This window comes from Amycolatopsis albidoflavus, from assembly GCF_039525725.1.
GTDB classification, from domain to species: Bacteria; Actinomycetota; Actinomycetes; order Mycobacteriales; family Pseudonocardiaceae; genus Amycolatopsis; species Amycolatopsis albidoflava.
The window spans coordinates 575,075-602,026 of the sequence record NZ_BAAAHV010000022.1; the positions used below are offsets into that span (position 1 = coordinate 575,075).

19 protein-coding genes and 2 pseudogenes are annotated in these 26,952 nt (G+C 70.3%); 4 read left to right on the forward strand and 17 right to left on the reverse strand.

Annotation, left to right across the window (positions count from 1 at the left end; translation table 11 throughout):
* Positions 1–12: 12 nt before the first annotated feature.
* The 11 genes from ABD156_RS35805 to ABD156_RS35855 all read right to left on the reverse strand — a co-directional run bounded on the left by ABD156_RS35805 (position 13) and on the right by ABD156_RS35855 (position 16,095).
* Entirely contained in the window at positions 13–2,445 is a 2,433-nt protein-coding gene (locus ABD156_RS35805; protein ID WP_344284483.1) for a hypothetical protein, read from the reverse strand.
* Between the two features lie 14 nt (positions 2,446–2,459).
* Positions 2,460–2,690: a type VII secretion protein EccB gene (locus ABD156_RS35810; protein ID WP_063631965.1), complete on the reverse strand. Its 231-nt coding sequence runs from the start codon at positions 2,688–2,690 to the stop codon at positions 2,460–2,462.
* A gap of 16 nt (positions 2,691–2,706) precedes the next feature.
* Entirely contained in the window at positions 2,707–4,092 is a 1,386-nt protein-coding gene (gene eccD / locus ABD156_RS35815) for a type VII secretion integral membrane protein EccD (protein ID WP_344284491.1), read from the reverse strand.
* The gene (gene eccCa, locus ABD156_RS35820; RefSeq protein ID WP_344284494.1) at positions 4,089–8,105 is read right to left on the reverse strand and encodes a type VII secretion protein EccCa; all 4,017 of its coding nucleotides are present in this window, start codon (positions 8,103–8,105) and stop codon (positions 4,089–4,091) included. Before eccCa ends, eccD begins: the two co-directional genes overlap by 4 nt.
* Positions 8,102–11,716, reverse strand: coding sequence for a hypothetical protein (locus ABD156_RS35825; RefSeq protein ID WP_344284497.1), 3,615 nt, complete (start codon positions 11,714–11,716; stop codon positions 8,102–8,104). The genes eccCa and ABD156_RS35825 overlap by 4 nt, the downstream gene beginning before the upstream one ends.
* A gap of 66 nt (positions 11,717–11,782) precedes the next feature.
* The gene (locus ABD156_RS35830) at positions 11,783–12,337 is read right to left on the reverse strand and encodes a hypothetical protein (protein WP_344284500.1); all 555 of its coding nucleotides are present in this window, start codon (positions 12,335–12,337) and stop codon (positions 11,783–11,785) included.
* A 44-nt stretch (positions 12,338–12,381) separates the two neighbouring features.
* A complete protein-coding gene (locus ABD156_RS35835) occupies positions 12,382–12,681 on the reverse strand; it encodes a WXG100 family type VII secretion target (RefSeq protein WP_116206728.1) in 300 nt (99 codons plus the stop codon).
* A gap of 31 nt (positions 12,682–12,712) precedes the next feature.
* The gene (locus ABD156_RS35840; protein ID WP_344284506.1) at positions 12,713–13,051 is read right to left on the reverse strand and encodes a WXG100 family type VII secretion target; all 339 of its coding nucleotides are present in this window, start codon (positions 13,049–13,051) and stop codon (positions 12,713–12,715) included.
* Positions 13,052–13,468: 417 nt separating this feature from the next.
* Entirely contained in the window at positions 13,469–14,017 is a 549-nt protein-coding gene (locus ABD156_RS35845) for a DUF1062 domain-containing protein (RefSeq protein WP_344284509.1), read from the reverse strand.
* Positions 14,018–14,227: 210 nt separating this feature from the next.
* Positions 14,228–14,818, reverse strand: a complete 591-nt coding sequence (locus ABD156_RS35850; protein ID WP_377927268.1) for a LuxR C-terminal-related transcriptional regulator — start codon at positions 14,816–14,818, stop codon at positions 14,228–14,230.
* Between the two features lie 41 nt (positions 14,819–14,859).
* Positions 14,860–16,095 (reverse strand): sensor histidine kinase, encoded by a 1,236-nt coding sequence (locus ABD156_RS35855; RefSeq protein WP_344284515.1) that lies wholly within the window; start codon positions 16,093–16,095, stop codon positions 14,860–14,862.
* 126 nt (positions 16,096–16,221) lie between these two features.
* Between ABD156_RS35855 and ABD156_RS35860 the strand changes: the two genes are divergently transcribed.
* Both ABD156_RS35860 and ABD156_RS35865 read left to right on the forward strand, forming a co-directional pair.
* Positions 16,222–17,001, forward strand: coding sequence for an ABC transporter ATP-binding protein (locus tag ABD156_RS35860; protein WP_377927089.1), 780 nt, complete (start codon positions 16,222–16,224; stop codon positions 16,999–17,001).
* A 3-nt stretch (positions 17,002–17,004) separates the two neighbouring features.
* Positions 17,005–19,506 (forward strand): ABC transporter permease, encoded by a 2,502-nt coding sequence (locus ABD156_RS35865; protein WP_344284518.1) that lies wholly within the window; start codon positions 17,005–17,007, stop codon positions 19,504–19,506.
* Between the two features lie 10 nt (positions 19,507–19,516).
* Here the strand turns inward: ABD156_RS35865 and ABD156_RS35870 are convergent, their stop codons facing one another.
* Positions 19,517–20,542, reverse strand: coding sequence for a bile acid:sodium symporter family protein (locus tag ABD156_RS35870; RefSeq protein ID WP_344284521.1), 1,026 nt, complete (start codon positions 20,540–20,542; stop codon positions 19,517–19,519).
* Positions 20,543–20,642: 100 nt separating this feature from the next.
* On the opposite strand from ABD156_RS35870, the gene ABD156_RS35875 reads away from it, so the two are divergent.
* Entirely contained in the window at positions 20,643–21,509 is an 867-nt protein-coding gene (locus tag ABD156_RS35875) for a LysR substrate-binding domain-containing protein (RefSeq protein WP_344284524.1), read from the forward strand.
* On the opposite strand, the gene shbA is transcribed toward ABD156_RS35875, so the two are convergent.
* Positions 21,483–22,166: an RNA polymerase sigma factor ShbA gene (shbA, locus tag ABD156_RS35880; protein ID WP_344285332.1), complete on the reverse strand. Its 684-nt coding sequence runs from the start codon at positions 22,164–22,166 to the stop codon at positions 21,483–21,485. The two genes, ABD156_RS35875 and shbA, sit on opposite strands and share 27 nt — an antisense overlap.
* Before the next feature lie 51 nt (positions 22,167–22,217).
* Positions 22,218–22,634: pseudogene (locus ABD156_RS35885) on the reverse strand (sigma factor-like helix-turn-helix DNA-binding protein); the annotation flags it as partial.
* A gap of 441 nt (positions 22,635–23,075) precedes the next feature.
* Here ABD156_RS35885 and ABD156_RS35890 point away from each other — a divergent pair.
* Positions 23,076–23,345, forward strand: a complete 270-nt coding sequence (locus tag ABD156_RS35890) for a WhiB family transcriptional regulator (RefSeq protein WP_020660750.1) — start codon at positions 23,076–23,078, stop codon at positions 23,343–23,345.
* A gap of 168 nt (positions 23,346–23,513) precedes the next feature.
* On the opposite strand, the pseudogene ABD156_RS35895 reads toward ABD156_RS35890, so the two are convergent.
* The 3 genes and pseudogenes from ABD156_RS35895 to ABD156_RS35905 all read right to left on the reverse strand — a co-directional run.
* Positions 23,514–24,593: pseudogene (locus ABD156_RS35895) on the reverse strand (RNA polymerase subunit sigma-70); the annotation flags it as partial.
* 29 nt (positions 24,594–24,622) lie between these two features.
* Positions 24,623–26,134: an MDR family MFS transporter gene (locus ABD156_RS35900; RefSeq protein ID WP_486303419.1), complete on the reverse strand. Its 1,512-nt coding sequence runs from the start codon at positions 26,132–26,134 to the stop codon at positions 24,623–24,625.
* A gap of 135 nt (positions 26,135–26,269) precedes the next feature.
* Positions 26,270–26,878, reverse strand: a complete 609-nt coding sequence (locus ABD156_RS35905; RefSeq protein ID WP_344284532.1) for a TetR/AcrR family transcriptional regulator — start codon at positions 26,876–26,878, stop codon at positions 26,270–26,272.
* Positions 26,879–26,952: the final 74 nt, after the last annotated feature.

Below are 26,952 nucleotides of genomic sequence, written 5' to 3' on the forward strand. Positions count from 1 at the left end.
GCCTCTCCGCACTCACGCCAGGCCCGGGAGCGCCCCGAACCGCTCCGCCGCCTGCTCGTCCATCACGGTCCGGACCAGGTCCTCGCCCGCTTCCGCCCACGTCTCGAGCGTCTGCCGGAGCGAGTTCATCGCCAGCTCGTCCAGCGACGCCCGGTCGTTCGCGACCCGGCCCGTCTCGTCGATCTCGCTCGCGGTCAGCTCCCGCAGCAGCACCGCGCCCCGCGCGCCCGCGGCTGGTTTCCGCGTTTCCAGCACCTTGAAACTGGTCCCCGGCACGAACAGCACCCGGTTTTCGACGCCGCCCTCGCCCGGTTCCAGCAATTTGGTGCGCCGTCCGGTAATCGACCACACCAGCACATCCGTCTCGCCATCCACAGTGGACGACGGTTGCGTCAGTGCATTCAGGAAACCCCATTCGGTGAGCACTTTCCGCCCGTCCAGCAGCGGCCACGCGGATGGCGGCAGCTTCGTGGCGAAAGTGGCCGGACCGCGGTGCGAAGGCAGCCTGCTCAGTCCGGCCACGACGCACCGGGCGACTGGCACGTGCGGGCCGTTCGCGCCGCGCCGCAGTCCGGCGTCGATCGTCGATCCCTTGGGAGACAGGTAAAGCTGCACGGCGACCGCGTCGGTCAGCACCTCGGCCGACGACGACGTCGACAGCACGCCTTGGAAGCCCGGGTGCTCGGACAGGATCCGCGCGACGGTGTTGGACATCAGGCCGTACTCCGCACCCAGCGATTTGCGCAGCCACTGGCGTTCCTTGTCCGCGCCGCGTTTGGGCAGCAGCGCGGTCGATTCCGCGCCCGGGGTTTCCTGAAAGCGCAGCTGCGCCGGTTTCGAAGCGGGTTCCGGTTTGTCCGAAGTGGACTCCGGACTGGATGGCGCCTTCTCCGCAACCGAGGTCGCGGGCTTGGCGACCGGCGGTTCGACGGGCTTAGCCGGGGCGACGTCGGCCGGAGCAATGCGACTGACCGGCACCGCCGCGGGAGGAGCGGCGGCGACCTTAGCCGGAGGAACAGCCGGAGCAACAGGTACAACGGCAGGCCTAGGAGCCGCGATCGCCCCAGGAACCTCCGTAGGCGCGGCAATCCCCAACGCAGCCGGAGCCACGGGCAAATACGCCGCCGGAGGAGCCGCGGCAACAACCGGCGCCGGATGCCCAGACTCGATCGCCTCCAAGGCCCGAGTCACCACCCGAGGCCGCGCCCGCTCCGCAAGCAACGCAGCAGCAGGCAGTACCCGGCTCATCCGGCGAGTTTCCTCGTCCAGTCGCGCCAGCAAATCCTCCGCCAGCAACCGCATCCGCGACACCGAGCTCTCGTCAGCCGCGTCAAAGGTCAAATTGTGCACCGCGGCGTCGAGAGTGATCTCGCGGACCGCGGCCGATGACGGGCCGTCCTGCGGCGGACGCACCAGCAGGCCCGATTGCACGACCTCGACCACCGCGTCCGGCGAGTACCAGTACACCGCGGGGGAGACCTGGTCGAGTCCGTGGATCGGCGGACGGTGCGACAGCAGCTCAGGCAAGACGGAAGCCGAGCCCGGTTCGTACCCGAGCTCGGTGGTGAACGGACGCCAGCCGAACCGCCCGTCGTGCATCACGGTCCGCAAGGTCGGCAGCTGCGGCGAACCGACCGGCACGCCCGCGTAGAACGCGACCGGTTTCCCGAGCAGATCCGCCAGCGCCTGTCCGATGCTGGCCTCGCCGGGCACCGACATCGGTCCGTACTGCACGAACCGCGCCTTGGCCCGCACCTTCTCCGGCAGCTGCACCCACAGCCGGGCCGCGTCGTCCAACGTCAGCGGCGGGCAGCCGGGGCAGCCCAGCACGATCGTCATGGTGTCGTGCTGCGCGGGCATCCGGGAGATCAGCGCCGTGCGGTGGTGCCGCTGGGGAGCGTCGAAACCGACCGGACGGACCCACAATCCGCCTGGCAGCGGTTCGGCGACCCCGCGCGAACTCGTCGGCGTCAGCTCGGCGGCGATGCCGGAATCCCACGCGGGGCGCGGGAACCGCTTCGCCTCCCAGGAAGGCGGACGGCCCGGCCGGAAGCGCACCCAGCCGCCGCCGCGTCCGGCGTGGACGAACAGCGCGCCGCCCGCGCTCGGGATCACCGAACCGTCCGGCGCGAGCACCGGGCGGTTGATCCGCTCGGCCAGCCACTGCCCGGCCAGCGCGGTCGTCTCGCGCGAGCGGCCGCCGATCACCAGCCGGACGCCGCGACGCCGCCGGGGGAGCGCCCTGGCCACCGATTCCCACATCGCGATCGGCGAATCGACCGGCAGGTCCACGACGACCAGGTCGTGTTCGGGATCGGCCGCGACGCCGAGCGCGAGCGACTGCGCCTGCACGGTCATCCCCTCCGCGAGGTGCACGACCAGCGCGTTGCCCACGGTCTTTTTCTCCAACGCGCCGTCGTCGCGCCGGATCAGCGAAAGCTCCATGGCTGCCCTCCTTCTCAGACTCGGCGGCCGACGGCCGGAGCGGCGCCGGTGTGGTGCGCGATCAGCCCGTACACGAAGAACCCGACCGCGATCAGCAGGCCGAGGACGAGCCCGACGAGCAGGCCGACCCAGGCCCGCCGCGCGGGCACGTCGAGGTGGCTCGCGTCGCCGAGCACCAGCGCCGAGGTCATCCGCCCGATCAGGAACGAATACGCCTCGACGTGGTCCTTCTGCGTCTGCACCATGTCACCCCTCCATCGCTTAGGAAGTGAGCCCGACGGCCCACGCGTAGACGCCGAACAACTGCAGCAGGATCGGGAGCATCGCCACCGCGCTCAGCGTTTCCAGCCAGTTGGCCAGGTGCCCCCAGATCGGCAGCAGCCGCCGCGGCGGCGGGCGCAGCATCGCCAGCAGGAGCAGGAAGAACACCAGGCACAACCCGGCGAGACAGGCGCCCCGCCACGGCGTCGGCAACGGCTGGATCAGCGACAGCCCGAGCAGCACCAGGCCGATCGCGCCCGCGACGGCGAGCGGAACCCGCTGCCACACGCCGAGCAGCGCCCGCGAACGCATCAGCACCGCCGCCGACACCAGCCCGCCCAGGATGGTCGGGAACAGCCCGTTGCCGACCAGGAACGGGAAGCAGCCGACGAAAACGGCCGTGGCGGCAAGGCAGGCGATGGTGAGGTAACCGTCGGCGTACCCGGTCTGGTGCACCATCTGCGCGGCGGGCATCGGCTCGATGTCGTACTGCAGTTCCCCGGCCGAACGCGGCAGCTGCGGGCCGCGGATGCGAGCGAACCGGATGCCGATCCGCGGTGCGAACACCATCAGCGCGACCAGCACGAACGACACCAGCCCGGCCGCCTGCTCGGTGGTGAACCCGGCGCCGAGGTGCAGCCACAGCGAAAGCGCGCCGGCGAGCCCCGTCGCGACCACCGCGCCGAACGGCACGAACGGGATGGCGTGCGACCACGCCGCCCGCCCGCCGAGCACGAGACCGCCGGCCAGCGCGAACGTCAGGCAGCCGGTCAGAATCGGTGCGCCCTGCAGGTCGAACGCCGGATCGAGCCCGGCCACCGCGACCGCGCCGGCGAGGAACGCGAACGCGCAGCCGCCGAGCCCGAGCAACGTCAGCAGGGCCTTGTCCTCGGAACGCACCCCGGTCGCCACGGCCGCGACGAGCAGCCCGAGCGACACCACGCCGCCGCCGATCGCGGTCAGCCCGGCCGAACCCGGGTAGAACAGCACTTTGGCGAGCACCGCGAGGGAGAAGATCGCGAACCCGAGGAACAGGCCGCGGTTGAACTCCGGACGCCAGCGGCCGGGGTGCCGGCTCACCGCGATGGCCATGCCGTCCGCGATGTCGTCGAAATCCAGCTCCGGCAACGGATCCGCGCGAGGGCGCAGGTGGAATTCCTCGCCCTCCTTCCAGCCCAGCGATTCCGGCGTGCCCGAGGCGTCCAGCGGCTCCTCGCCGAGCCGCTGCAGCACCCAGGCGTCGCCGAGGTCCTCGCGACCGCCGGTGTGCTCCAGCAGCACCGGCAGCAGGCTGGTCAGCGGGACGGACATCGGCACCGCCAGATCCGCCCGGCCCTGCGGCCCGTACACGGTGATCCGGCACAGTTCGCCGGTCGACGCGGTCATCGCACGCCCCTTTCGGTCGTCGCGAGCGGGGACCAGCCCTCGCCGGCCCGGTCTTCTTCCGCGATCGCGGTCTGCACGAGCTTCACGCCGCGGCGGGTCACCAGCTGCGCGCGGCCGGCGGGCAGCTGGCGCGGGGCCGCCTCGCCGAGGAACTTGCCCTCCTCCTTCGGGTAGGAGAACACCACGCCCGGGCTGCCGAGCTCCCAGATCCGGCGGACCACCGAATCGCTCAGCGCGCGCATCGCACCCGAGGTGCTGCGGCTGAGGATCAAGTGGAATCCGATGTAGGAACCCTGCGACAGCAACGACAACAGCGGTTCCAGCGGCGAACCCATGCCGCTGGTGAGCAGCTGGTAGTCGTCCACCACGAAGAACAGCCGGGGGCCGGTCCACCAGTCGCGGCGCTTGAGCCGGTCCGCGGTGATGGTCTGGTCCGGTACGCGTGGGGTGAGCGAAACGCTGGCCTGCTGCGCCAATTCCTGCAGCGCTTCGGTGGTGGTCGCGTACCCGACGCGGTATTCCTCGGGCACCTCGACGTCCAGTTGGCGGCTCGGGTCGGCCAGCACGATCTTCGCCTCGCTCGACGAGTACCGCGCCAGCACCGATCGCAGCACCACCCGCAGGAGGTTGGTCTTGCCGGTTTCGTTGTCGCCGAAGGCAAGCAGGTGCGGAGTGGCGGCGAAGTCGTGCCACACCGGCAGCAGCCGCTGCTCGTCCTGGCCGAGGGCGATCCGCAGGTCGCCGTCCGGCGCGGGGAGCTGGGCCATCGGCAGTTTCGCGGGCAGCAGCCGCACCGACGGCGCGGGTGCGCCTGGCCAGAACAGGTGGACCTCTTCGGCGACCGCCTTGGCCGCGGCGGCGAGGTCGTCGGTGTTGCCGCTGCCGTCCATCCTCGGCAGCCCGGCGAGGAAGTGCAGGCCGTCCGGGGTCAGGCCGCGGCCCGGCTGGTTCGGCACGGTTTTCGCTTTGCGGGAGCCGATTTCCGACTCCATCGGGTCGCCAAGGCGCAGCTCGAACCGCGTCTGCAGCAGGTCGCGCAGGTACGGCCGGATCTCCGACCAGCGGGTCGCGCCGATCACCACGTGCACCCCGAACGACAGCCCGCGCGAGGCCAGTTCGCCGATCTTCTGCTCGAGGTCGCTGTAGTCGTTCTTGAGGCTGTACCAGCCGTCGACCACCAGGAACACGTCGCCGAAGGGGTCCTCGATCCGGCCGCTGCGGCGCAACGCGCGGTAAGCGTCCATGGATTCGATGCCGTGCTCGGAGAACAGCGTTTCGCGGCCTTCCATCACCTGCGAGATTTCCTCGATGGTCCGGACGACGCGGTCGCGTTCGAGCCGGGTGGCGACCGAACCGACGTGCGGCAGCCCGGACAGCGACATGATCCCGCCGCCGCCGAAGTCCAGCCCGTAGAACTGGACCTCCTGCGGCGTGTGCGTCATCGCCAGCGCCAGCACGAGGGTGCGCAGCAGGGTCGACTTGCCGGTCTTCGGCCCGCCGACCACCGCGACATGCCCGGCCGCCGACGACAGATCCGCCGTCAGCAGCTCGCGGACCTGCTCGAACGGCCGGTCGATCATCCCCATCGGCACGCGGAGCTTGCCCCAGTGCGCCGGGTCGGCCACCGCCATGCCGCGCACCGGGTCCGGCGTGACGCTCGGCAGCAGCGAATCGAGGCTCGGCGATTCGGCCAGCGGCGGCAGCCACACCTGGCGGGCCGCCGGGCCCGCGCCGGTCAGCCGGTCGATGAACGCGTCGGCGAGCGTCGGCCCGCCCGGCACGGCTGCCTCCAGAGCGTCCACATCGGACTGCTTCTCGGCCGGTTCCGGCTCGTCGTCGCGGATGATCAGCTTGGCCGGATGGGACTCGGTGCGGAACGGGACGACCTCCCGGCTGGCCCGCGCTGCCGCGACCGCGGAGTTCTCGCCGTTGCCCGCGGGCACCGGACCGGAGACGTAGGCGGCCTTGAACCGCACCAGGTTCGTGGTGTCGATCTTCAGATAGCCGTTGCCCGGTTCCGGCGGCAGCTCGTAGGCGCTGCCTGCGCCGATCACGCTGCGGGACTCCATGGAGGAGAAGGTGCGCAGCGCGATCCGGTACGACAGGTGACCTTCGACGCGGTGGATGCGGCCCTCGTCCAGCCGCTGCGACGCGAGCAGCAGGTGCACGCCGAGGCTGCGGCCGAGGCGTCCGACGGAGACGAACAGCTCCATGAACTCCGGCTTCGCGCTCAGCAGCTCGGAGAACTCGTCCACCACCAGGAACAGCGTCGGCATCGGGGCCAGCTGTTCGCCGGCCGCGCGGGCCTTTTCGTATTCGTACAGCGACGGGTACCCGCTGGCGCGCAGCTGCTCCTGGCGGCGCACCATCTCGCCGTTGAGCGAGTCCTGCATGCGGTCGACCAGCGGCAGTTCGTCGGCGAGGTTGGTGATCGTCGCCGAGGTGTGCGGCAGCCGGTCCATCCCGAGGAACGTCGCGCCGCCCTTGAAGTCGACGAGCACGAAGTTGAGGATCTCGGACGAATGCGTCGCGGCCAGGCCGAGCACGAGCGTGCGCAGCAGCTCCGACTTGCCGGACCCGGTCGCGCCGATCAGCATCCCGTGCGGGCCCATGCCGCCCTGCGCCGATTCCTTCAGGTCCAGCTCGACGATCTCGCCGTCCTCGGTCACGCCGATCGGCACGGACATCCGGGCCCGCTGTGCCGCGCGCGGTCGCCATTGGCCTGGGATGTCGAAGGTGTGCACGTCCTTGATGCCGAGCAGCGCGGTCAGCCCGAAGTCGCTTTCCAATGGCTGGTCGGCGATTTCCAGGGTGCCGCTGGTCCGCTTGGGCGCGAGCAGCCGGGCGAGTCCTTCGGCCTGGGTGACCGACAGCTCGTCGCGGGTCGCGGAACCGACTCCGCTGCCCGCCGGGAACTCGACCAGACCGTCCTTTGTGGTCAGTCGCAGCACCTTGGGTCCGCCGGGGAGCGCGCCGGTGACGTCCAGCAGGACGACGTTGCGCAGGCCCGCGCCGACCAGCCGCGACGACTCCGGGATCGCCGCCAGATGCGCGACGACCACCACGAACGGCTCGGTCGTCGTCGGTCCGACGGTCTTGTCGTGGTCGTCGCGATCGGCGACGTCCGGGCCGAGAAGGTCCATCAGCTCGTCGTGGTCGGCGGCGAGCAGCCGGAGCGGGCCGGCGGCGTCACGAAGAGTCGGATGGTTGTTGTGCGGCAACCATTTCACCCAGTCCCACTGCGCCTGCGCGGCTTCGGTGGTGAGCACCGCGAGCCGCAGTTCGTCCGGCGAATGGAAGGCGACGAGCTGCGCGAGCATCGCCCGGACCAGCGCGACGGCCGCTTCCGGATCGCCGTCGAACTCGACGCTGGTGAAGCTCCGGAGCCCCACCGCGGTCGGGATCCCGGACAGCGTGCGGTAGGTCTCGGTGAACCGGCGCAGCGAGATGGCCGACAGCGGTTCGAGGTCCTCGATCGGCTTGGTCACCGGCGGCACCAGCTCCAGTGCTGACTGCTGCGTGCCCAGCCCGATCCGCACCCGCGCGAAATCCTCGTGGCTGATCCGGCGTTCCCATAACCGCGGGCCCATCGCCAGCGACCACAGCGAATCCGGGGACGGGTTGTTCCAGGCCACCGCGTGCCGCTGGTCCTCGGCGGTCGAACGGGCCCGCTCGCGGACCTGGCCGATGTAGCGCAGGTAATCCCGCCGCTCGGCCTGCATCTTGCGCTTGCGCTCGGCGGCGGCGCGGGACAGTTGCCCGAGGCTCATCGCGATCATGGACACGCCCATGCCGCCGCCGATGACGTAGGTGAACGGCGAACTGCCCGCGACTCCGGAGAACGCCAGCACCATCACCAGCGACCCGATGGCCATCGGCAGCATCATCAGCAGCGAGTTGAAATCGCGCGCCGCCGGTTCCGCCATTACCGGCGGCTCTTGCAGTTCTTCTTGGCCCTCGGGCATTTCCGGGCCTGCGGCGCGCGGGCCTCGCTTGACGGTTTCCGTGCTCATTCGAGCACCCCCGGGGAGCTGCGCCGGGCCGGCTTGCCCCAGGCCGCGTCGTCCTGCCTCAGCAGGTCGGCCATGGTGCGTTCCTCTTCTTCCTCGGTCTCTTCTTCCGCCGTGTCCGCTTCCGGCTCCAGGGGTTCCGGCGCGTCGCCGCAGGTGGGCAACTCGTCGGGGACGACCTCGGCCGGTCCGCCGCGGACCCGCTGGTAGGTGCCGAGCGCGGGTTCCTCGTCGGCTTGGTTCGGCCGCCACGGCTCGTCGCTGCGCTGGACGAAGTCGGTGGTGATTTCCTCGGGACGGTCCTCTGCCGCTGTGCTGACCGGCAGCAGAGCGGGGAGGAATTCGGCGGTGCCCACGTCCCAGGCCGAGGTGTCCTCGTGGTCGAGGGGCTGGACGACCGCGATGCGGACGAGGTCGTTGTCTTTGCTGGTGGTGGCCCAGCCGGTGTTGGCGGGTGCGTCCACAGTGGACGAAGGTGCCCGGGGTTCCTGGACACTGGTGAGCAGTTCGGCGGAGTCCGGTCGTTCGGGCGTGCTCGTCCCGTTGCTGTTTGAGGGAACGATCGGGATGCCAGCGCCGGTCGCCCAGCCCGCCGAGGCGCTTGGCGGGGTTTCGCCGTGCGGGGCGGGGTTTCCGATGCCTGCCGGCGTGCTCGCGGCCCAGGGTTGCTGGACATCGCCGAGCAGTCCGGCGGAGTCGGGTCGTTCAGCGGGCGTCCCGTTGGCTGTGCTGCCCGGCATGCCCGGCGCCGGAGGAGCCCAGCCGGTTGATTCGCTCGGCGGCGTCTCCCCGGACGCGCTCGGGTCGCCGACGCCGCCGGGGAGATCGGCCGTCCACGGTTTCTGGACGTTGCCGAGCAGCCCGGAGGAGTCGGGTCGTTCGGCGGCGGGGGTGTTGAGGCCGTTGCCGCCGCCCATGCCTGCGGGCGGGATCATTGGCGGGGTTCCCGGGGCTGGGAGTTGTTGTTCGTGGTTGCTGACGGGGTCGGGCAGCTTGGGCAGGTCGCTTTCGCCGAGGCCCTTCACACCCGGGTCAGTGCCCGGTCCGCCGACGCCGTTGCCGTTTGCGCCGAGGCCGCCCAGCCCGCCCATGTCGTTGCCGCTCGCGCCGGGGCCGCCTAAGCCGTCGCCGGTTCCGCTGCCCGTACTGTCGCCGGTTCCGCCGCTCGCGCCGGGCGGCGGGGCCCACTTGGCCGAGGTGAGCGGGGGCGTTTCGCCGTGCGAGTCGGGGTTGCCGACGCCGTCCGGCGGAGCGCCCACCCACGGCTCCTGGACGTTGCCGAGCAGCCCGGAGGAGTCCGGTCGTTCGGCGGCAGGCGTGTTGAGGCCGCTGCCGCCGCCCATGCCGCCGGGCGGGATCATGGGCGGAGTTCCCGAAGCCGGGAGTTGCTGCTCGTGGTTGCCGAGGGGGTCGGGCAGCTTGGGCAGGTCGCTTTCGCCGAGCCCCTTCACCCCGGGGCCGCCCGGCTCACTGCCCGGCCCGCCGACGCCGTTCGTGCCAAGGCTGCCCGGCTCACTGCCCGGCCCGCCCAGGCCGTTGCCGCTCGCGCCAGGGCCGCCCAAGCCGTCACCGGTAGCGCCGGGCGGCGGGGCCCACTTGGCCGAGTGCAGCGGTGGCGTGTCGCCGTGAGCGTCGGGGTTGCCGACGCCGTCCGGCGGAGGGCTGATCCACGGCTTCTTGATGCTGCCGAGCAGCCCGGACGAATCCGGACGTTCCGCGGCAGGCGTGTTCATTCCGCTGCCGCCGCCCATCCCGCCCGGCGGCACCATCGGCGGAGTCCCGCCACCGGGCACCTGCTCGTGGTTCCCGACCGGATTCGGCAGCTTAGGCAGATCGCTTTCGCCGAGACCCTTGATCGCGCCCGGACCGCCGACGCCGTTGCCGCTCGCGCCCGGACCGCCCAAACCATCGCCGGTTCCGCCGTTCGCGCCGGGCGGCGGGGCCCACTTGGCCGAGGTGAGCGGGGGCGTGTCGCCGTGAGCGTCCGGGTTGCCGATGCCGGCGGGCGGAGGGCTGATCCACGGTTTCTTGATGTTGCCGAGCAGCCCGGACGAATCCGGTCGCTCCGCGGACGGCGTGTTCAGCCCGCCGCCACCGCCCATGCCGCCGGGCGGCATCATCGGGATGCCGCTGCCGCCCGGGTTCTGGTTGCCCGGCGGGTTGCTGAGGCCCGGCGGCAGGTGCGCCGGGTTGAGCGCGTTGTTCGCGAGATTGCCGCCGGAATCTCCCGGAGGCGGCGGAATCGACGCGGGGTTCACATGCCCGGACCCGCCCGAACTTCCCGGCGGGGCGGGGACCGACGGCGGGTTGACGTGTCCGGACAGGTTGTTGCCGGAAGCTCCGGGCGGAGGCGGGATCGACGGAGACTTGAGGTTGTTCCCTCCCGAAACATCGCCCGGCGGCGGGGAAACCTTAGGCGGCTTCACGCTGCCGGAATCGCCCGGCGGCGCCGGAATCGACGGCGGGTTGACCTGCGAACCCGGCGGCTTCTGCAGGTTCGGCGACTTGTTCCCGCCCACCCCGTCAGGCGGCGGCGGAATGGAAGCCGCGGTAATCGGAGGCGGTGTGCCGTTGCCCCCGGGACCCTTGAGGTCGCCCGGCGGCGGTGACACGAGGGCGTTCTTCAACGGCGGCGGCACGTTGCTCCCGCCCGGACCGTTAGGGCCGTTAGGACCGTTGACCCCGTTGGGCGGCGGCGGAATCGCGGCCTTGTTCACCGGCGGAGGAGCACCGTTGCCACCGCCCGGCGGAGGAGACACGGGCGGCGGTTTCGGAGCAGGCGGCGGCTGCGTCACCGGCGGTGGCGGCGGGGAGGCAGGCGGCGGGGGAGGAGTCACCGGCGGCGGAGGCGGCGGAGGAGTGGGCGGTGGCGGAGGAGGAGGCGGTGGCGGTGGCGGCTTGGGCGTGTTGCCGTCACCTCCGCCGGGCGTCGGGGGCGGGGTCGTCTTGCCCGCGTTGACATGCACGGTGTTGTACTTCTGCGCGAGCTGCCCGCCGACCTTGCGCATGTCGTTGGTCATCATCTCGACGGCCTCGGGGAACTGCGAGATGTACGCGCGCCCGTCGCTGAGGTGGTATTTGCTGCCCTGGGCGAGGACCTGGCTGGCGTAATAGCTGTCGATGTAGCGGATCGTGTCCTGCGCCCACTTGAGATACGCCGCGGAATTGACGAGGTTGTTCGGCACGTTGTTCGACCCGCCGCCGTCGCCGATCCGGTCCGCCAGATCGGAGAACTTGTTGCCCAGCGCGGTCATCATGTCCTTGAACTTCGTCGCGGCGTCGCCCTTCCACGGACCGTCCGGTCCGGCGAGGGCGGCGGTCTGGTCCTGAATGGACTGAGCGACCATCGCGAGGTTCTGCTGCGTCTCCTGAAACACCCCGGCCGCGTCCTGAAGCGACTGCCAGTTGACGTTGCCGTAGGCCTTGTCCCGGTTGTCCTGGCCGCCCGACAGCGAACCGCCGCCGAGGATCGCCGCTTCGATCTGCTTCCACGTCAGGCCGTCGAAATCCTTCGACGGGTCACCAGTGCTGTTCTGGTTGCCGGTCTGCGTGGTGTCCGGCCAGACCCCGTTGTCGTCCGAGGTGAACCCGTGGGTGTTGTTGTCGTCCGCCATCTTCCCTCGATCGCTTCGAACCTGAGAGACCCCGGCGAGAACCGGGAAAGACCGCCGCCCGTCCGGTCAGGGTTTCTGACCGGCGCCGGTGATGTGGCCGCTGACCGTGTTGAAGTACTGGTTGTAGTCGTCGGCCGACATCTTGTTGACCTCGTCGGCGTTGTCGTACGCCTTCGAGGCCTTGTTCACCGCGTCCGCCACCTCGTCGAGCGCTTTGCAGAGGTCGTGGATCGCGGTGCGGGTGGTGTCCCGCAGCGAGTTCGCGCCCTGGATCGGCGTGAAGATCTTGTTCTGCGCCGTCAGGAACACACCGGGCTTGAGCTGGACGCCGTCGAGTTTCGCCGGCAAATCCTTCAGCGGCCCGTCCGCGAGCGACTGCAGGTTCTTCGCGAACGTGCGCATCGCCTCGGTGTTGACCGCGGTGACGCCCTTGCCCGGATGCTCGGAACCGCCCGGCACCGGCGGCGGCTTGCCGACGTCGCCCGGCGGGATCCACTCGTTCTTCACATCCGGCGGAGCCTGGTCGCCCGGACTGTGGAACTTGCCGTCGTCCGAGGTCTTCTGATGATGGTTCGACGAATCGTTGTTCATCCCGTAGTTCGTGTCACCTGGCGCGACCATGGCCGGTCACCCTCCTTTCAGATCAGTTGCGGCGGGCGGCGGCGTCAGTTCGAGGCGAACCGCTTGGCGTTGTTGCCCTCGGTGTTCGAGGTGCCCTCGTTGATCTGGCCGAGGGTCTGCGCGGCGGCGTCGAGCGCCTGCGGCAGCGTGAGCGCCGCCTGGTGGCAGTAGTTGTAGGTCTCGTGGAACATGTCCGCCGCGACACCGGTCCAGTTTTCGCGCTGGCCCTCGATGACCGCCTTCATCTGGTCCAGCAGCTCGGTGATCTGGTTCGACTGCTGCTTCGCCTGCCCGACGGTGTCCTGCATGGTCGCGAAGCTGATCTGGAACTGGCCCAAAGCCATGGGAAGCGTCCTTTCGTGGGAAGGAAGGGGATCAGAAGCCCTGCAGGCCGCCGCCGCCGATGACCGTCGCGGCGTTGTTGGCGGTGGAGGTGTTGTCCGAGTCCCGGCTGTCGTACTCGCTCGCCGAGGTCTGCACGTTCTGCGAAAGCTCGTCCAGCTTCTGCACGATCTTGCGGACCGTCTGGTCGAACTGGCCCATGGCCTGGTTGAACACGTTCGCCGAGTCCGAGCGCCAGGTGCCGAACAGCGTCTGCATGGTGCCGTCGACCTTCTGGTTCACCCCGGTGATGTTCTGCCCGGTGTCGCTGATCGTCTGCGCGCCCTTGCGCATGACGCTGGTGTCGACGCGGGCGCCGTCCTGCGAAGCCATGCTTTCTCCTCTGGTCGGGTTCTCCGGATATGACGGACTGGCATGCCAGACCGCCGACGTCGCCGCGGATGCCCTTCGTTCGGCCGATACGACAGAGCACGGGGGAGACTGCGGACTTACGGTAAGCGCCGGTCTACGGGTTGTCGCCGCGTTGTTCCCTTCTGAACACCAGTGCGCGGACGGCGGGGCAAGCGGCTCCTCCACCTGGGGGGCGCTGAGCTGCGGCAACGCTTTCCGCGCGATCCGGTTACGCACGAGTGCCCGTTCAGGCAGCGCTGTTGCCCGGGTTCGCGGTTCGCGCTCATGCGAGCGGAAGTCGAGAGTGGACCCTGCTGTGTCCGTTGTGGACAGACAGCTGTCCGTGAGGGGAACCCTGAGGGACTCAGAGTCCCTCAGGGTTCCCCTCACGGACTCGGCTCAGTACTTGAGCGTGAAGGCGAAGTCGCCGGAGAGCTTGCCGCTCAGCCGGACTCCCGACACGACCTTCCCCTCGGCGAGCAGTCGCTCGACCTCGGCTCGGGCGAGGCCGCAGCCTTCAGCGATCAGCCGCACCGGCCGGACCGGGATCCGGGCCGCGAAGCCGACCGAGACGTCGATCGCGTCCTGGCCCAAGTGGTCCGAACCACCGGTGTCGAGCCGCCAGGTGCCTTCCCAGTCGAGCGCGACGCGGTTGCGCCGTTGCAGGACCGGATCCTGGAGAAGCTCGGCGGCGAGGCTGGGATCGTTGTGGTGCAAGCGGTCCAGCAGAACCGGGCGGACCGAGCGCACCTTCGTCCGTTCGAACACGGTGAGTTTCGCCGTTTCCCCGCAGCCGGTGCAGAGCACGAGGAGCCAGGCGTCGATGAGTTTGTGGTTGGCGTTGACCCGGAATTTGCCGTCGGCCCGGAAACTTCCGGACGCGCAGGTGTGGCAGCGGCGCCGGACGAGCGGCAGGCAAGTGGGCAGGACTGTCCAGTTATAGAGCACAGGAGTACACCGATTCCAGTGAGAATTCCGCAGCACGAAGAAGCGCGGCGCAAAAACGCGGCGCGCGACGGGATCAGAGCTTGGGATGCCTCACGCGATGTACAACGGCACGTCCTCGCCTAGCCGACACTGGTCGGGCGACAGTAGCCGCGGGCACCGGCGAGGCTCCACTGGTTTTCCGGCTGAGCTTTTCCGGCTGAGCGCCGCGGGTCAGGCGTTGAGATAGGCGAGCACGGCCCGCACCCGCCGGTGATCGCCGGTGCCCGCGGACAGCCCCAGCCGGGCGAAGATGTTGCCCACGTGCTTGTTCACCGACGTTTCCGCGATGAACAGCTTCCCGGCGATCGCGCCGTTGCCGTGGCCCTCGGCCATCAGCGCGAGCACCTCGCGTTCGCGGGGGCTGAGCACGTCGAGCGCGTTCGCCGCGCGCCGGCGCGCCATCAGCTGCGACACCACCTCCGGGTCCATCACCGTGCCGCCGGCGGCGACCCGGTCCATGGCGTCGCGGAATTCCTCGATCCGCCCGACCCGGTCCTTCAGCAGGTAGCCGACCCCGGACGCGCCGCCGGCCAGCAGTTCGGCCGCGTAGGCGTGCTCGACGTACTGCGACAGCATCAGCACCGGCAGGCCCGGGATCTGCTCGCGCGCCGCCGCGGCCGCCCGCAGCCCTTCGTCGGTGAAGCCCGGCGGCAGCCGGACGTCCAGCACCGCGATGTCCGGCCGGTGCTCCAGCAGGGCTGGCAGCACGTCCGGCCCGCGCTCCAGCACGGCGCAGACCTCGTGGCCGACCGTGGACAGCATCAACGCCAAGCCTTCCCGGATGAAGGCGTTGTCGTCGGCGATCACGACACGCACGGCAGCTCCGCCCGCAGCACCGTCGGGCCGCCTTCGGGGCTGCTCAGCTCGAACCTGCCGTCGAAGGCCGCGACCCGGCGCCGGATCCCAGCCAGCCCGGTGCCGAAGTTCTCCGCGGCGCCGCCCTTCCCGTTGTCCCGCACAGTGATCCTGATCCTTTCCCGGTCGAGCGCGAGCGTAATCCACGCCCGGTCGGCCCCGCTGTGCTTGGCGATGTTCGTCAGCGCTTCGGCGACCACGAAGTAGGCCGCCGCCTCCACCGCGGCCGGGGCCTGCCCGGTGCCGGAGACGTCGACCGCGACGGGGATCGCACTGCTCGACGCAAGCGCTTGCACCGCGCCGACCAGGCCGCGGTCGGTCAGCAGCGGCGGATAGATCCCGCGGACGATCGTGCGCAGCGACGCCAGCGAATGCTCGGTCAGCTCCTGCGCGTCGTCGACCAGGCTGAGCGCGTTGGCGGGCTGGTTCTGCAGGGCGTGTTTGATCAACCCGAGCCGGAGCGAGATGGCGACGAGCCCGGCCTGGGTGCCGTCGTGCAGGTCCCGTTCGATCCGCCGCAGCTCGGCACCGTGCGCTTCGAGGGCTTCGGCTCGGGTGACGGTCAGCTCTTCGATCCGGCGGGTTTGCCTGCTGCCGCGCGGCGGGCGCAGCAACGCCCGGGCGAGCATCGCGTGCCCACGGGCCAGCAGCGGTGCCAGGAGGACCAGCCCGGCGGCGTACCCCAGGCCGATGCCGGTCGCGCCGAAGGCCTCGGCCCAGCTGGTGACGGGTCGGAACGTGAGGTGCGCGGCGGGCGGCAGGAAGGTCCACCAGATCGGGGCGGTGCCCCAGCAGAGTGCGCCGGACAGCAGGCTCAGCCCGATGAAACACAGCGGGGTGCCGACGATGGTGTTGGCGGCGAGGAACGCCAGGTCCTTCCAGACCGCACGGTCTTTGAGCACGCCGAGCGGCGACGTGGCCGCCGCGTACTTTTCGCCGACCGGCGTGCCCAGCAGCCGTTCGACCCGTTTCCGTTGCGCGCGGGCGAACCGGCGCAGCACCGGGACGAGGAGGACCAGCAGCGGCAGCCCGATCCCGACGAGGCTCAGCAGCAGGCTGCCCGCGGTCAGCCAGAAGAGCAGGAGGCCGCCGAGACCGACGGCGGCGCCGATGGCGAGGTACCGGAAGGAAACGCCGAACCCGCCGAGGTAGCCCCGGACGCCGGAGCGGTCCGCCGGCTCCATCCGACCCCCTCGAAGATGCGCAGGTGCAGTTTTCTGCACCTGGGATCTGCAGGATACGTGCTGTCCGGCGGGTTCCCGGCTCCGTAGCGTCCGGGACAAGCAAGATCACCGCACCCGGAGGACGAAGTGGCACGCGAGAAACGGCAACGCCCGGCACCGGCCGAAACCGGAGCCCCGCCGGACGAGGTGGTCTCGCTGCGCTCGGTGCGCAAGACCTACGGTTCCGGCGCCGGCGAGGTGACCGCGCTGCGCGACCTGACTGTCCAGTTCGGGCGAGGGTCGTTCACCGCGGTGATGGGCCCGTCCGGCGCGGGCAAGAGCACCTTCCTGCACTGCGCGGCCGGACTCGACCGGCCGACCAGCGGAACGGTGCTGCTCGGCGGCACGGACCTGGCCGGGCTGGACGAGACCGCGCTGACCGTGCTCCGCCGCGAGCGGGTCGGGTTCGTCTTCCAGGCCTACAACCTGCTGGCGTCGCTGACCGTCGCGGACAACATTTCGCTCCCGATGCGGATGGCCGGGCTGGTTCCCGATCAGGCCTGGCTGGAGGAAATCGTGTGGTGGGTCGGGCTCGCCGACCGGCTGGACCGGCGTCCGGCCCAGCTGTCCGGCGGCCAGCAGCAGCGGGTGGCGATCGCCCGCGCGCTCGCGCCGCGGCCCGAGGTGGTGTTCGCCGACGAGCCGACCGGCGCGCTCGACACCAGGACCGGTCGTCAGGTGCTCGAACTGCTGCGGAAGCTCGTGGACGAGACCGGCCAGACGGTGATCATGGTGACCCACGATCCGGTGGCCGCGTCCTACGCGCACCGCGTGGTTTTCCTCGCCGACGGCGCGCTCGCCGACGAAATGACCGAGCCCTCCCCAGACCGCGTGGCGGAGCGGATGACCACGCTCGGGGAGTGGTGAACTGTGCTCGAACTCGCGGTCAAAACGCTGCGCGGACGTGCTTCCGGTTTCGCGGGCGCGTTCGTCGCTCTTCTCGGCGCGGCCATGCTGGTCACCGCGTTCGGCATTCTCCTGCAGTCCGGGGCGGAAGGCGGGGTGGCGCCGCAGCGGTACGCCGGGGTGCCGGTGGTCGTCGGCGGCCCGAAATCGTTCGACGTGCGGGAAAACGGCAAGACCAAGTCCAAGACGCTCAAGGAACCGGCCCCGCTGACGCGCGAGACCGTGCGGAAGATCGCCGGGACCGACGGCGTCGGCTCGGTGGTGCCGGACGTGAGCTTTCCCTCGGTGCTGGGCGATACGACTGCGACCGGACATCCGTGGTCGAGCGCTCGGCTGGGTCCGTTCGATCTCGTCAACGGCCGCGAACCGCAACGGCCGGGCGAGGTCGTGCTGGACGCCGGACTGGCCAAGGAACCCGGAGCTGTGGTCCGGATCCAGACGACCAAAGCCGCGACCGATTACCACGTCGTAGGCGTGGCGAAACTGTCCGGTGTGGACGGAGAACTCCGCACTCCCGTCGTGTTTTTCGCCGACGCGGAAGCGGAAAGCTTGGCCGGACGCGGCGACCGGGTGGACGCCGTCGGAGTGTTTCCCCGGCCTGGCGTCGATCCCGACGAGCTGGCCGACCGGCTGACCGCACAGCTGGGCTCCGCTGCGGAGGTGACCGCGGGAGACGACCGGAGCCGCATCGAGAACCCCGACGTCGCCTCGGCAAGCAGCTCTCTGCAGGAGATCGCGGGTTCGCTCGGCGGCACCGTGATGCTGATCGCGATTCTGGTCGTGGCAAGCACTCTCGCGTTGAGCGTCCACCAGCGTCGCCGCGAATTGGCGGTGCTGCGGGCGATCGCTGCGACTCCGCGCCAGATCTGGAAGATGCTCGCTGCGGAAGCGCTGGTGCTGTCGGTCGTGGCGTCCGCGATCGGGTGCCTGCCGGGAATCCTCGCGGCGCAACTGCTGCGTGGTGCGCTTGTCCTGATCGGCGTCGTACCGAGCGATTTCTCTTTCTCTGTAGGCATTCTCCCGATGCTCGTCGCAGTGCTGGCCGGGGTGGCGACGGCGCAGATCGCGACGTTCGCGGTGGCGTGGAAAGCCTCGTCAGTCCGACCGGTCGAGGCCTTGAGCGACGCCGCCGTCGAGCAGCCAGGAATCAGCGGCGGCCGTCGGACACTCGGCGTGCTCTTGGTGCTGCTCGGCCTGGCCGCGTCACTGCTCCCGGTGTTTTTCTCCGGCGTCTTCGCCGTGGCGGGCGCGGGCAGCGGCGGGTTGATCATGATCGTCGCGGTCCTGCTGCTGGCACCCCCGATCGCGGCGTTCGCGACCCGGCTGCTGGCCAAGCCGATCACCCGGCGGTTCAAGGAATACGGTTACCTCGCCGCCGCCAACACGCGAGCGAACGCGCGCCGGCTGGCCGCCGGGATCGGACCGCTCGTGCTCGCGATCGGGTTCGCCTGCGTGCAGCTGTTCATTCCCGCCACCCTCGGCGCCGCGGCCGCCGACCAGGCCGACGAGGGGATCACCGCGCAGTACACGCTCACCGGCGAGGCGGGCGGCCTGCCTGCCGACGCCGTCCGGGACGCCGCCGCATTGCCGGGGGTGGAGGCCGCGACCGGGGTGACGCGCGTGCAGGTGTTCGCCTCGACGAAGGTGCTCGATTCGCCGGAGATCTTCGACTTTCCCGCGCAAGGCATCACTGTCGACAACGCTTCCCAGACGATGGATCTCGGTGTCTCGTCAGGAAACCTCGCCGACCTGGCACCGGGAAGGGTCGCCTTGAGCGCCAGCGCGGCGAGCACCCTCGGCGTCAAGGTCGGCGAGCAAATCAAGCTGAACCTTCCAGACGGCTTCGCGGCGACCCCGGCCGTCGTCGCGATCTACCAGCGAGGCGCGGGATTCGGCGACGTCACCCTGGCGCACGAGGACGTGTTCGCGCACAGCACCCGGCAGCTGGACCAGCAGATCCTCGTCCGGGCCCGCCCAGGGGCAGATCTGACGGGCCTGTCCGAGAAATATCCGGGATTGACCGTGTCCGCGAAGGCAGGCCTGTCCGAAGAACAACGCGACGCGGCGACTGCTTCCGTGCTGAGCAGCGCGTTGCCGCTGGTGCTGGTCTTCGCGTACATCGCCCTCGCGGTGGCGAACACCCTGGTGATGACCACGCTGGCCCGGACGCGGGAGTTCGCGCTGCTGCGGCTGGTCGGCATGACGCGCGACCAGGTGCTGAAGGTGCTGCGGATCGAGGCGCTGACGGTGGTGCTGATCGCGGTGGCGGTCGGGTCGGCGGTCCCGCTGATCCCGCTGGCCACGGTGAGCCTCGGCCTCACCGGGTCGCCGATTCCGAGCATTCCGCCGTTGCTGTACCTGGGGATCGTCGCCGCGACCGCGCTGGTGGGCGCCGCGTCGGTGCTGGTGCCGGCGAAGTTCGCGCTGCGCGCCCGGCCGGTGGACGCGATCGGGATGCGCGAGTAGCAGTTCCGCGTCACCCGACCGCGGCGAGTTCCTCCGGTTCCTCCGCGGCCGCCTGCCGGGCATAGCGGCGCGCCATCGCCGCGCACACGATCAGCTGAATCTGGTGGAACAGCATCAGCGGCAGCACGATCAGCCCGACCTCGGCGTGCCCGAACAGCACCGTCGCCATCGGCAGGCCGCTCGCGAGGCTCTTCTTCGAACCGCAGAACATGATCGTGATCCGGTCCGCGCGGTCGAATCCGAGCAGCCTCGCGCCGCCGCTGGTCGCGCCGAGCACGGCGGCCAGCAGGACGCAGCAGACCGCGACGAGCGCGAGCAGCGGGCCGATGTCCAACTGGTGCCAGATGCCTTCGGTCATGCCCTCGCTGAACGCGGTGTACACCACCAGCAGGATCGAACCCCGGTCGACGATCTTCAACGGTGCGGAATGCCGCTGCACCCAGCCGCCGATCCAGCGGCGCGCCAGCTGTCCGGCGACGAACGGCACCAGCAGCTGCAGCACGATGTCCAGCACCGCCGAACCGCTCACGCCCGGGCCGTCGGTGGCCAGCAGCAGTGCGACGAGCACCGGCGTCAGCACGATGCCGAGCAGGTTGGACAGCGACGCGCTGCAGATCGCCGCCGCGACGTTGCCCTTCGCGATCGAGGTGAACGCGATCGACGACTGGACGGTCGACGGCAGCAGGCAGAGGAACAGCACGCCGGTGTAGAGCGGCGACGTCAGCAGCCCGGGGGAGAGGAACGACGTGGCGAGCCCCATCAGCGGGAAAAGCACGAAAGTGGCGCAGAGCACCGTGACGTGCAACCGCCAGTGTCGCATCCCCTCGACCGCTTCCTGGCTGGAAAGCCTTGCGCCGTAAAGGAAGAACAGCATCCCGACGGCGATCTTGGTCGCCACGCCGAACCCGGTCGCGACCGCGCCGGACGCCGGCAGCAGCGAGGCGATGCCTACGGTGACGAGGATCAGGGCGATGAAGGGGTCGATCCGCAGCTTGGCGAGCAAGGCCGAGACGGGGCGGGCGAACGAAGCGAGCACGGTGGATCTCCTTTCCCGACCATTCTCTCGTCGCCGTCGGTCATTCGGAACCCCGATGACCGTACTGACTGCCATTGCGAAAGCCGATAAGATGTGACGCATGCTGGATCCGCGGTTGTGCCGTTCTTTCCTTGCTGTGGCGGAAACTCGCAGCTTCACCGCGGCGGCGAGGCGATTGGGTGTGGGGCAGCCCACAATCAGCCAGCACATCCGGCGGCTCGAATCCGAGGCAGGCGGATTGCTGTTCGCCCGCGACACGCACGCGGTCGACCTGACCGCGCGCGGGCAGGCGATGCTCGGGTTCGCCCAGACCATTGTGGACACCGAGGACCGAGCGGCCCGGCACTTCCGCGGCGCGCAGGTGCGCGGCCGGGTCCGGTTCGGCGTGTCCGAGGACTTCGCGCTCGGCGAGCTGCCGGAAATCCTGCGGCGGCTGCGGGAAAGCCATCCGCTGGTGGACGTCGAACTGCACGTGGAACTGTCCGACGTGCTCGCCCGCCGGATCGCCGACGGACGCCTCGACCTGGTGCTCGGCAAACGCCGCCCGGGCGCGCCCGGCCCCGGGCGGCTGCTGCGCCGCGAACCGCTGGTGTGGATCGGCTCGCCGGCGACGGACCTCACGCCGGGTCATCCGGTGCCGCTGGTGCAGTACCCGATGCCGTCGGTCACCCGGCAGCTTGCGGTGGAAACGCTGGAACGCGCGGGCCTGGAATGGCGGGCGGCCTGCCTGACGTCCAGCCTGACCGGCCTGCGCGCGGCGGCGGCTGCCGGGCTCGGAATCACCGTGCACGCACGGAGCCTGGTGCCGTCCGATCTCATCGAATTGCCTGCCGAGCTCGGCCTTCCGGACCCGGGCGACGTCGATTTCATCCTGCTGTCGAGGGACGGCAGCGAGGGCCCGGCAGCGGCGCTGGCGGAGTTCGTGGTGGCGCGGATCGGGTCAGCGGCGCCGTCGTTCGAGGGCTGACCGGAGCCGCAGCAACGCCCGGTGCTGCGCCACCCGGACCGCCCCTGGCGTGGAGCTGACCGCTTCGGCCGCCTCCTCCGCCGACAGCCCGACGACAACCCGCAGCAGCACAATCTCCCGCTGTCGCTCTGGCAGCAACTGCAGCAGCCGAGCCAGCTGCCGATTCAGCTCGGCCCGCAACGCCCGTTCCTCCGGCCCGTCGGCAAGATCGACCGCCTCCGGCAGTTCGGCCATCGGCTCGGTCCGGTTCCGCGCGTGCGCCCGATGCGCGTCAGCCACCTTGTGCTGCGCGATCCCGTAAACGAAAGCCAGAAACGGCCGCCCCTGATGCCGGTAGCCAGGCAGCGCGGTCAGCAGCGCCAGGCAGACTTCCTGCGCCACATCGTCCGCCGAGGAATATGCGTCGGCTCCGCCCAGCCGGGCCCGGCAGTAGCGCACGATCAGCGGCTGCACCGCCGCGAGCAGGTCCTGTGCCGCGTCCGGATCGCCCTCGACCGCGGCGCGCACCGGGCCGTCGAAGCCGAATCGGGCGACCGGGACCCGCGGCGCGGCCAAGGCGGTCGCCTCGGTTTTCACGCGGGTCAACGCTTCTTCGACGTCGAGCGCCGAGCGCAACGCGCCGACCAACGCGGCGTCGGCTTCGCGCAGTGCGGTCATCAGGGCCTCCTCGTGACCGGCCAGGCCGAGCCGGTACTTCAGCCGTTCCCGGGCGTGGCGCAGGTTCGAGCGGACTGTGGTGCCCGCCATGCCGAGCGCCGCGGCGATCGCGGCGGGCGAGAATCCGTCGAGCGACCAGGTCAGCACCGTGCGCTGGGTTTCCGGCAGTGTCGAGAGCAGTTCGACGCCCCGCGCGTTCCGCTCCACGACCGCGGCCAGCCGGTCGCCCGGCGGATCCGCGGACGGGGCTCCGCCGTCGAACCACGTCTGCTCGGCGGCGAGCCGGACGGCGGTCAGCCGCACCGCCACGCGCGGGTCGCCCGGCGGCGGCCAGGTTCCGGTTTCCTGGACGAACGCCTCCACCGCCACCTCGCGCGCGGTGCCCGGCCCGAGCCCGCCCGCGCACAGGAACGCCACGAGGCGAGGGAAATCGCCCCGGAAAAAGCCGTCGAACCCCGCCACGCGCACCCCCTCCCGAACCCGGACCTGTCGAACAGGTGCGGTGGCGCGCCCGTGGGATGTAACGATCCGGTCACGGAAATGTGGTTAAGGGCGGGACTGGCGGGTACCTGACTCGGACGGGCGGTTCGCCCGCGATGGCGGCGGAAGGGGGAAACGGTGCTCGGAAAAGGAAAACTCGGACTCTTCGGGACCCGCGGGCGGTGCGCGAGGGGTCCGTAGCACGCCCCGGCGGCAACCGCGTCCGCGATGTGAGCTGAATCGAAATTTCCCGCGCGGACGGTGATCGGTGGTAACTTGGAAAGCCGGTCGTCCGCCGGGTCCTTCGCGGCCCGGGGCGGTTCGGCCGAAAAGCCCACCGAACACCCTCCGAAGGCATGGCGTGCCCGTGCGCGCGGAGAAGTCGGTTGACCACGGTTCGACAATGAGGACAGGAGGTGAAAAGCAACAATGGAACTCACGGCCACCAGCTGGCTCGCCCGCGCGGCGTGCCAGGACGAGGACCCGGAACTGTTCTTCCCGATTTCCGACATGGGTCCGGGGGCGCAGCAGGTCGCGAAGGCCAAGGCGGTCTGCGCGCGATGCCCGGTCCGCGCGGAATGCCTTTCCTATGCTCTCGACAACGGTCTCGGCAACGGGATCTTCGGGGGAACCACCGAGCTGGAGCGCCGGAAGCTGGTGCGAACCGGCTCCGCCGCCGCACAGCATCGGGTCGCCTGACCGCGAGCCGGTGACCATTTCCCGGCGGCGAGGGCGCTAGCAGTTTCCCCCACCACGACCGGCGCGAAGCCCGGAACTCGGTGGTACCGCCCGGGCGGCGATCGCACACCAGCGATCACCGCCCGGGCGTTTTTATCGCTGATCCGACCGGAAGCGGGTGCGAACCGATCAGCCGCCGATCCGCCTGAGCCGACCGGTTTCCGCCGCGGCTGCAGCCGGATCAGCAATCATCGGCACAGTTTTTTCGAACGTTTCGGCGAGTCCGTACGGCGTCAATGCCGCTGTTTCGAACGCGGCCATCGCCGTGACCAGTCCGTTTCGCACGGTGAGCACGCAGACGCCGAATGCGCGATAAACGGATTCGCCGGGCCGGCGCAGATATCCGGCGACGGCGGGCTGCCGGTTCGCGCGCACCGGCACCATCCGGAAACTGCCCCGGTAGAACGGCGACTGAGGATCGAAACTCGGCCCGAGCGCGCCGAGAATCCGATCGCGACTGTCGAACCACAACGAATACGGCGGCATCACCGCACGCGCGTCCTCGCTCAGGACCGCGGCCACGGCTTGCACGTCCGCCGATTCGTAAGCGGCGACGAACTTCCGCAGCAGCGCTGTTTCCTCGGCGGTCGTGCTGTCCGGAGCGGACCATTCGGCGCGTCGCGCGGGCAGCTTGGCGCGCAAGGTCTCCCTGCCCCGCTGCAGCGCACTGTTCGCCGAGGCCACCGAGGCGCCCAGCAGTTCGGCAGTGTCCTTTGCGGACCAATCGAGCACGTCGCGCAGGATCAGCGCGGCGCGTTGCCGCGGCGGCAGCAACTGGATGGTGGCGAGGAACGCCAGTTCGATGGTTTCCCGTTCGACGACCGCGGCACCGGTGTCGTCCGGCGCCGCGGGGTCGAGCAGCAGGTCGGGAAACGGGCTGAGCCACGGCACGTCGAGCGCGGAGATCTCGCCCGCCGGGTCGGCCGCCGGACCGAGCTGGTCCGGCAGCGCGCGGCGCGGCCGCCGGGCGAGCGCGTCGAGGCAGACGTTCGTGGCGATCCGGTACAGCCACGTCCGCACGCTCGCCCGCCCGGCGAAGCCGCCGCGGCCTTTCCAGGCCCGGAGAAACGCCTCCTGCGTGAGATCCTCGGCCTCCTCGAACGAACCGCTCATCCGGTAGCAGTGCACGCGGATCTCGCGCCGGTGCCGCTCGAGCAGGGCCCCGAACTCCTCGTCGCTGGTCACCCGGGCAACGGTAGCTCGTGAGTGGCTATACCGGTTCTAACCGGCAGAGCCACTCACGAGGCTGCCTCGTCCGCCAGCCGTTCCAGGCCGCTCTTCGTCTTGAGCGGCAAGTGCTTCAGGAACGCGACCGCCACCACCACGAGCAGCGCGATCGGCGCGCTGATCAGGAACAGATCGCTCGTCGCGATGCCGTACGCGTCCCGGATCACCGCCACGACCGGAGCGGGCAGCTGCGCCAGGTCGGGCACCTTCCCGCCGCCGCCGGCGGACGCGGCCGGGCCGAGGCCGTCGGCGACGAGCGTGCCGACCCGGCTGGCCAGCACCGCACCGAGCGCGCTCACGCCGATCGACCCGCCGAGGCTGCGGAAGAACGACAGCGTCGAGGTCGCCGCGCCCAGATCGGCGGCGGGCACGTCGTTCTGCGTCACCAGCACCAGGTTCTGGTTGAGCATGCCCACGCCGACGCCGAGCACCAGCATGAACAGGCTCAGCTCCAGCAGCGACGTGTGCGCGTCGATCAGCCCGAGCAGGCCGAGCCCCGCCGCCATCAGCGCCGCGCCGAGCAGCAGGAACGGCTTCCACTTGCCGGTGCGGCTGATCAGCTGGCCGGACACAGTGGACGACACGAGCAGCCCGAAAATCATCGGCAGGCTCATCAGCCCGGCCACCGTCGGCGATTTGCCGAGCGCCAGCTGGAAATACTGGGACAGGAACACGGTGCCGCCGAACATCGCGACGCCGACCAGGAAGCTCGCGACGGTGGCGAGCGTGACCGTGCGGTTGCGGAACAGCCTCAGCGGCACGACCGGCTCGCGCACCTTCGACTCCACCCACACCGCGAGCACCAGCACGAGCACGCCGGCGGGCACGAGCACCGCGGTCTGCCAGGAACCCCACTCGAAAGTCGAGCCGGCCAGCGACGACCACACCAGCAACGTCGAGACGCCGAGCATGATCAGGAACGCGCCGAGGTAGTCGACGTGCACTTCCCGGCGCAGCGTCGGCAGGTCCAAAGTGCGCTGCAGCAACAGGATCGCGGCGAGCGCGAACGGCACGCCGAGGAAGAAGCACCAGCGCCAGCCGAGCCACGAGGTGTCCACGAGCACGCCGCCGATCAGCGGGCCCGCGACCGTGCCGACGGCGAAGACCGCGCCGAAGACGCCGGAGAACTTGCCCAGCTCGCGCGGCGAAACGATGGCCGCCATGATCACCTGGGCGAGCGCGGTGAGCCCGCCGCCGCCGATGCCTTGGGCGATCCGGCTGAGGATCAGGACGTCGATGTTCTGCGCGAACCCGGCCACCAGCGAGCCGACCACGAACAGCCCGAGCGAGAGCTGGATCAGCAGTTTCTTGTTGTACAGGTCGGAAAGCTTGCCCCAGAGCGGGACGGTCGCGGTCATCGCGAGCAGTTCGGTGGTGACGACCCAGGTGTAGGACGACTGGCTGCCGCCCAGTTCGGACACGATCCGCGGCAGGGCGTTCGCGACCACGGTGGACGCGAGGATGGCGACGAAAATGCCCATCATCAGGCCGGACATCGCCTGCAGCACTTGCCGGTGGCTCATCGCCGCGGGCGCGGGCGATTCCGCGGTGGACAGGGACATGACAGTCCTTTCCGGACTCAGGTGGAGGGGGAGTCGAGCAGCGCGGGGGTCCGGCAACGGCGGCGGCCCCGTGATCGAGGATCTAGGTGGTACGGCTCAGCGAGGGTCGGGCAGGCCGGCGGCAGCGGCGGCGGCGGCCTCGTCGAAGATTTCGAGCAGCGGCTGGGCCCCGTTCCGGGCGGCCCAGCGGCTGAGCGAGGTGTTGAGCACTCCGCCCGCCACCGCGAGCAGCAGCGAGGGGAACAGGTCGTTCTCCGCGTCGGTGCCGCTGCGCTGCGCGATGGCGGCGACCATCGGATCGCGCGAGCCGGAGTTGAGCACGGTCGCGCGGATCAGCAGCGACGGATCGCCGTGGATGATGCGCAACCGGGTCAGCCATTCGTCACGGTCCCGCTCGATGTCGGCGAGGTCCTCCCGGACGGTCGCGATGAACGCCGGAAAGGCGTCGATCCCGTCCGGCTGCGCGACGAACCGGGCGATCGTCTGCTCGGCCCGCTCCGCGTGGTCGGCGTACGCGAGCAGCACGGCGTCTTCTTTGACCGCGAAGTAGTTGAAGAACGTGCGCGCGGAGACGCCCGCCTCCGCGGCGATGTCGTCGACAGTGACCTGGTCCAGACCACGCTCGTCGATCAGCCGAAGCGCCGCGAGCGCGATGGTGCGGTGGGTTTCGAGCTTCTTGCGCTCGCGAAGGCCGGGAGGGGGCACTGGATCAGCGTAGCGAGATCTTGCAGAGTCTGCAAAGTTGCAGTTTGTGAACCAGGGCACGCTCCATGTGGCGT